Origin of the sequence: Streptomyces marokkonensis (genome assembly GCF_039539045.1) — a bacterium.
In the GTDB taxonomy this organism is placed as follows: Bacteria; Actinomycetota; Actinomycetes; order Streptomycetales; family Streptomycetaceae; genus Streptomyces; species Streptomyces marokkonensis.
This window is the reverse complement of record NZ_BAABCQ010000275.1, coordinates 1-5,933: the sequence shown is the minus strand read 5'-3', so window position 1 is coordinate 5,933 and position 5,933 is coordinate 1. Positions and strand designations below refer to the sequence as shown.

Annotated in this window: 6 protein-coding genes; 2 read left to right on the top strand and 4 right to left on the bottom strand. The window is 70.9% G+C overall.

Translation table 11 applies throughout. The features are described 5' to 3' along the window. Positions 1–648: 648 nt before the first annotated feature. The 3 genes from ABEA26_RS34550 to phoU form a co-directional block, all read right to left on the bottom strand. Positions 649–1,029, bottom strand: coding sequence for an SCO4225 family membrane protein (locus tag ABEA26_RS34550; RefSeq protein ID WP_345597843.1), 381 nt, complete (start codon positions 1,027–1,029; stop codon positions 649–651). 188 nt (positions 1,030–1,217) lie between these two features. After that, entirely contained in the window at positions 1,218–1,373 is a 156-nt protein-coding gene (locus ABEA26_RS34545) for a hypothetical protein (protein WP_345597842.1), read from the bottom strand. 153 nt (positions 1,374–1,526) lie between these two features. Beyond that, the gene (gene phoU, locus ABEA26_RS34540; RefSeq protein ID WP_345597841.1) at positions 1,527–2,216 is read right to left on the bottom strand and encodes a phosphate signaling complex protein PhoU; all 690 of its coding nucleotides are present in this window, start codon (positions 2,214–2,216) and stop codon (positions 1,527–1,529) included. 223 nt (positions 2,217–2,439) lie between these two features. Between phoU and phoR the strand changes: the two genes are divergently transcribed. Beyond that, a complete protein-coding gene (gene phoR / locus ABEA26_RS34535; RefSeq protein ID WP_345597839.1) occupies positions 2,440–3,846 on the top strand; it encodes a two-component system sensor histidine kinase PhoR in 1,407 nt (468 codons plus the stop codon). A gap of 5 nt (positions 3,847–3,851) precedes the next feature. Beyond that, the gene (gene phoP, locus ABEA26_RS34530; protein WP_466747773.1) at positions 3,852–4,523 is read left to right on the top strand and encodes a two-component system response regulator PhoP; all 672 of its coding nucleotides are present in this window, start codon (positions 3,852–3,854) and stop codon (positions 4,521–4,523) included. Between the two features lie 153 nt (positions 4,524–4,676). On the opposite strand, the gene ABEA26_RS34525 is transcribed toward phoP, so the two are convergent. Next, positions 4,677–5,438: a copper chaperone PCu(A)C gene (locus tag ABEA26_RS34525; RefSeq protein WP_345597838.1), complete on the bottom strand. Its 762-nt coding sequence runs from the start codon at positions 5,436–5,438 to the stop codon at positions 4,677–4,679. Between the last annotated feature and the right edge of the window lie 495 nt (positions 5,439–5,933).

The window sequence follows — 5,933 nt, the reverse complement described above, 5'->3', positions numbered from 1 at the left end:
GGGTCACTTGGCGGGTTTTCGACTTGCTCGGCTTTTCTTCGTGAAGGCCAGAGTCTCGCCAGAGGGTGCGGGGAAACGGGTGCGGGGAAAGGTACGGTGACACAGTCGCGGAATGTGTAAATCCGGGGATTCCCCGGCGGTGTTTCAGTCGATCGGGGCGAGGCGGGTGCGAGGGGGTGACCCCTGTGGGTCCGCTGTCGCGGGGGCGCCGACGGCGCATACGCGTCATCGTGCTCCACGGTCGGGATCGGGGTGCGAAATGAGTTGCCGAACCTTCGTTCGGTAATCGCTCGCTTTTGCGTACCCGGATTTCCGGCGGCGTCGCGGATATCGCCACTTCGGTACTCGTGCGGTCGATCGTGGGACACCGTCCGGTGCCGGGGATCGCCTTTTCGGAAGCGCCGGCCGGCGGGCCGCGGCGATCAGTGGGGGCGCGGGGAGAGGAGTGCCCGGTATCAGGCGCCGGACTCGTGGTCCCTGGACGTGTGGAGCGGGGGCGCGGAGTCATTGGTCGATTCCGACGGGGCGGCCCTCGCTCGTCGTCGCACGCGTGGTCGTCGAGACTCGTGCGCAGCCACGGGCGGCGCATGGCAGGCAGCCGGGCGCCTCCGGATCCACCGGCACGTACGGGAGTGTGCCGGACGTCTCTCAGCTCGCCGTCGTCAGACGCCCCCGGCGCTCCCGGCGTCCCCGCAGGGTCTGCCAGGCCGCGCCCAGGGCCAGTGACTGGGCCAGGGCCGAGAACACGATGCCGCCGATGAGGAACCAGGTGGGCGCGTCGCCGCCCCAGCCCGCCTCGCCGAGCCAGGCGACGAGGCCGAAGGCCGGGAAGGTGAACAGGGCCGGCCAGACCCAGATGAGGGACGCGTCCGGGCCGGTCGTGAAGAGGGGTTCCAGCGCGGCGACGGCCATCGCGCCGCCGACCAGGGCGAGGTAGGCCGCCGAGGCGCGGTTGGCCAGGGTCAGGCGGGTGAAGGTGCGTATCCAGCTGGTGCGTATCCAGCTGGTGCGTATCGGGCTGGTCTTCATCGGATCTCGGTCTCCCCGTGGTCGTCGTCCCGTACAGGGTCGGACGGGAGGGGCTCCGGGGACCTGAGTACCCGTACTCAAGTCGGGCGACGCGACACCTATGCGGATGCGGAGCGGGAGCGGGGGTACGGCGGCCCGGGGGTGGACCCGGGCGCCGTACTCCCGCGCTTCCGCGTACCGCTACCGCGTCAGCCGCACTGGCAGGGACTGCCCGACTGGCAGCCGCAGCCGCAGCCCGAGCCGCAGCCGCACGCGGCGATCAGGGGCAGGCTGCGGATCTCGGGCGGCTGTTCGGTGGGGCGTTCCTGGGCGGGGTCGGGGCTGGTGCCGGGGGAATCGGCCATGGTTCCTCCTAGAGGCTGGTGCCTGGGCCCATTGCACGCCCCGGGGGCCAGTGGCATCAACGGCGCATTGGGGCGAGCACGCGCGCCCCCGGCCCGGGGCCTGCCGGGCCGGGGGCGCTGCCGCCATGCCGGTGCGCTGCCGCCGGGCCGGTCTCAGGCCCCTTCGACCTGCGTCGGCGGCTGGATGTCCGCCGGGAGGTCGCTCACGTGCTCGCCGGTGACCAGGTAGACCACGCGCTTGGCGACCGAGACCGCGTGGTCGGCGTAGCGCTCGTAGTAGCGGCCGAGGAGGGTGACGTCCACGGCCGTCTCGATGCCGTGCTTCCAGCGGTCGTCCATCAGGTGCTGGAAGAGGGTGCGGTGCAGGAGGTCCATCGCGTCGTCGTCCTGCTCCAGCTGGAGCGCCAGGTCGACGTCCTTGGTGATGATCACCTCGGCCGCCTTCGCCATCAGGCGCTGCGCGAGTTGGCCCATCTCCAGGATGGTCGCGTGCAGGTCGTGCGGCACCGCGCGCTCCGGGTAGCGCAGCCGGGCCAGTTTGGCCACGTGCTGGGCGAGGTCGCCCGAGCGCTCCAGATCGGCCGACATCCGCAGGGAGGTGACGACGATGCGCAGGTCCGTCGCCACCGGCTGCTGCCGGGCCAGCAGGGCTATCGCCCTGGCCTCGAGCTCGTGGTGGAGCTCGTCGACCTTCTGGTCGCCCTCGATCACGTTCTCGGCCAGCTTCAGGTCCGAGTCGAGGATCGCGGTCGTGGCGCGTCCGATGGCCGACCCGACCAGCCGGGCCATCTCCACCAGACCGTCGCCGATCGAATCCAGTTCCTCGTGGTACGCGTCCCGCATAAGGGTTCCCTCTCGTACGTCCATTTAGGGGGCTCGCACTGGCTCGCACCGGCTCGCAACCCCTCGCCGTGCCCCCACGCTTACACGTTCCGGCCTGTACGCGTCCGTTTCCGGCACCACAAATGAACCATCCCTGGCTCCAAGGTGAACTCTGGGCGACGAGTGTTCGAGGTCGCAGTCCGATGGCTGGGGCGGGGCCGTTCGCCATGCCTAACCTGGACGCATGGACGTGAACGCGGCGGTCGCCGCAGTGGCAGCGATCGCCGGAGTGCTCACCGGCGTCATCGCCGTGCTGGCGTTCCGCTGGAGCGAGCGCGACCAGCGCCGCCCCACTCGCACCTCCCTGCACACCGACCCGGTGCTCCCGCCCGGCGTGGACACCGTCCTGTCGGTGCTCCGATCCTCCGCGGTCGTCCTCGACGAGGCCGACGCGGTGGTCAAGGCCAGCTCGGCGGCGTACGCCCTGGGGCTGGTCCGGGGCGGCAAGCTCGCCGTCGAGCCCATGCTGCAGATGGCCCGGGACACCCGGCGGGACGGGGAGATACGGCAGGTCGAGCTGGACCTGCCCAGGCGGGGGACCGGACGCGGGGAGGCGCTCGCCGTCTCCGCGCGCGTCGCGCCCCTCGGATCACGGCTCGTGCTGCTGCTGGTCGAGGACCTCACCGAGGCCCGCCGCATCGAGGCCGTACGGCGCGACTTCGTCGCCAACGTGAGCCACGAGCTGAAGACACCGGTGGGTGCGCTCTCGCTGCTCTCCGAGGCCGTGCTGGACGCCTCCGACGACCAGGAGGCCGTGGAACGGTTCGCCGGGCGCATGCAGATCGAGGCGACCCGGCTCACCAACCTGGTGCAGGAGCTCATCGACCTGTCCCGGGTCCAGAACGACGACCCCCTCGACGACGCCGAACCCGTCCGCGTGGACGAACTCGTCGCCGAGGCCATCGACCGCTGCCGGCACGCGGCCGGCACCAAGCAGATCACCATGGCCGCCGGAGGAACGGCGGATCTGCACGTACGCGGAAACCGCGGCCAGCTCGCCGCCGCCCTCGGCAACCTCGTCGAGAACGCCGTCAACTACTCGCCCGCCCGCACCCGCGTCGGCATAGCCGTCCGCCGCGTCAACACCACCGGCGGCGACCTGATCGAGATCGCCGTGACCGACCAGGGCATCGGCATCTCCGACAAGGACAAGGAGCGCGTCTTCGAGCGCTTCTACCGCGTCGACCCGGCCCGCTCACGGGCCACCGGAGGCACCGGTCTGGGTCTCGCGATCGTCAAGCACGTGGTCGCCTCGCACGGCGGGGAGGTCACGGTGTGGAGCGCCGAAGGCCAGGGCTCCACTTTCACCCTGCGACTGCCGGAGTCGGGCAGCGCCGCCCGCGACCGCGCACCGCGCCGGGCCGCCCACGAGGACCACGACGACCACGAGAACCGTGTGGACCAGGTCGACCGGATGGACCGGATGGACCGGATGGACCATATGGGCCATACGGGCCGGACGGACCGGAATGGCCAGATGGACCTGGGACACGTGGAACACGGAGAAATCGCCGACAACGGGCGGTCCACCCCGCATTCCCCCCACACTTCCCCGTACCGAACGTTTCCCGCCCCGGAGGTCCTTCCGTGACCCGTGTGCTCGTCGTCGAGGACGAGGAGTCCTTCTCCGACGTCCTGTCGTACATGCTCCGCAAGGAGGGCTTCGAGGTCGCCGTCGCGACCACCGGGCCCGACGGACTCGACGAGTTCGAGCGCAACGGCGCCGACCTCGTCCTCCTCGACCTGATGCTGCCCGGCCTGCCGGGCACCGAGGTGTGCCGACAACTGCGCGGCCGCTCGAATGTCCCCGTGATCATGGTGACCGCCAAGGACAGTGAGATCGACAAGGTTGTCGGGCTGGAGATAGGGGCCGACGACTACGTCACCAAGCCCTTCTCCTCCCGCGAGCTGGTCGCCCGCATCCGTGCCGTACTGCGCCGCCGCGGCGAGCCGGAGGAGGTCGCCCCCGCCGCCCTGGAGGCCGGGCCCGTCCGTATGGACGTCGACCGGCACGTCGTGACCGTGGGCGGCACCAAGGTCGACCTGCCGCTGAAGGAGTTCGACCTGCTGGAGATGCTGCTGCGCAACGCCGGCCGCGTGCTGACCCGGATGCAGCTGATCGACCGGGTCTGGGGCGCCGACTACGTCGGTGACACCAAGACCCTCGACGTCCACGTCAAGCGGCTGCGCGCCAAGATCGAGCCCGACCCGGGCGCGCCGCGGTACCTGGTGACGGTGCGGGGACTCGGCTACAAGTTCGAGCCGTAGAGCGGCCGGCGCGGCCGGCGCGGCCGGCGCCGTGCCGCTGCCGCGTCCGTGCGACGCCTTCGCCGTGTCTGTGGCGCGCTGGGCGTACGACGAAGGGCGGGACCTCCGGGAGAGATCCCGCCCTTTCGTGCGGTGTGCGCGGCCGTACGGGGCTCAGTGGCCGGCCGTGTCCTCCTGCGAGTCCGCGACCCCGGGAGTGTCCTGCGGGTCCTGCGGGTCCTGCGGGGCGGAGTCCGTCGCGGAGCCGGTGCCGACGGTCCCGGTGCCGGTGGAACCGTCGGTTCCGGGCACCGAGGCGTCGCCGGACGGGGCGCCGGGGGTCTCGCCGTCGGCCGGTTCCCCGGAGGTCTCCTGCGACGGCTGGGCCGACGCGCCGGGCGCGGCCGGGACGTCGCTCGGGCCCCACTTCGAGAAGTAGCTCTCGGCGGGGACGACGAACGCCTCCAGGCTCACGTCGCCGGTCTTGCTGAGGGCGAAGGTGACCTTCTGGACGTCGCCGTCCCTCAGGGCCTCGCGGCTGTCGGTCAGGACGGCGGATGCGTTGCCCTCGCCGCCGAGGATCAGGGAGCCGCCGGCCGGGACGGTCAGGCCGTCACCGCCGTCCTGCTCGCCCTCGGCGGGCTTCAGCTCGACGGACTTGCCGGCGCCGTCCACGGTGATGGACTCGAGGGTCTGGTCCGTCCGGCCGTTGTTGAACAGGGTGGCGGAGACCGCGGCCGGGCCGGTCGACTCCGGGTCGGGCTGCGTGATGACGATCGCGTTCTGGATCTGGATGTCACCTACGGTCGTCGCAGCGTTGTCCGGCTTGATCTCAAGCGTCTGGGCGTTGTGACCGGCACCGCACGCGGCGAGCGAGGCGATCGAGAACGCGATGGCGGCGGCGGCGAGGGCACCGCGTCGAAGGCTGCTGCTCACGGCGGCGGCAACTCCTTGGACTCGAGCGGGGTGGCGGCAACGGATAAAGCCGCCCTAAGTGACTGTCAGCGGGCCTTAGGCTACCGAGCCGTTCACGGGCCGCCGCACCCGACCCTCCCCCAAGTCGCTCGGCTTCGCTCGGCAGGCGGTAGGTCCGTGGCCGTTCCGGGCCCTCTTCCCGTGACGCTTTGCCGCTCGCGGTCGTCCGCCATTCATATAAGAGGCACCCGGCATACGGGGCGTTGATCGGCGCGCGAATTTTCCGTGAGGGAATGCGCGGACGGCCAGGAAATTGATCATCGAAGGGCCGGCCGGGGGGCCTCGTGATCAATTCCGGATTCGTCCGGAACCCCGCCCCGGCCACCGAACGGAGTAGCGGAAGCCGTACTCCTGGAACCGGACATATGGGATCATTCGGGAGGGTTGGCGGACCTCCGGATGCGTGTGACGTGCGTGTTTCGTTCGACCTGGAGAGCCGCTCCGACCTGCGAATAC

Bases quoted from the DNA above. Each gene is read 5' to 3' on its own strand.
- ABEA26_RS34550 (WP_345597843.1), bottom strand. From the start codon at position 1,029: ATGAAGACCAGCCCGATACGCACCAGCTGGATACGCACCAGCTGGATA.
- ABEA26_RS34545 (WP_345597842.1), bottom strand. From the start codon at position 1,373: ATGGCCGATTCCCCCGGCACCAGCCCCGACCCCGCCCAGGAACGCCCC.
- phoU (WP_345597841.1), bottom strand. From the start codon at position 2,216: ATGCGGGACGCGTACCACGAGGAACTGGATTCGATCGGCGACGGTCTG.
- phoR (WP_345597839.1), top strand. From the start codon at position 2,440: ATGGACGTGAACGCGGCGGTCGCCGCAGTGGCAGCGATCGCCGGAGTG.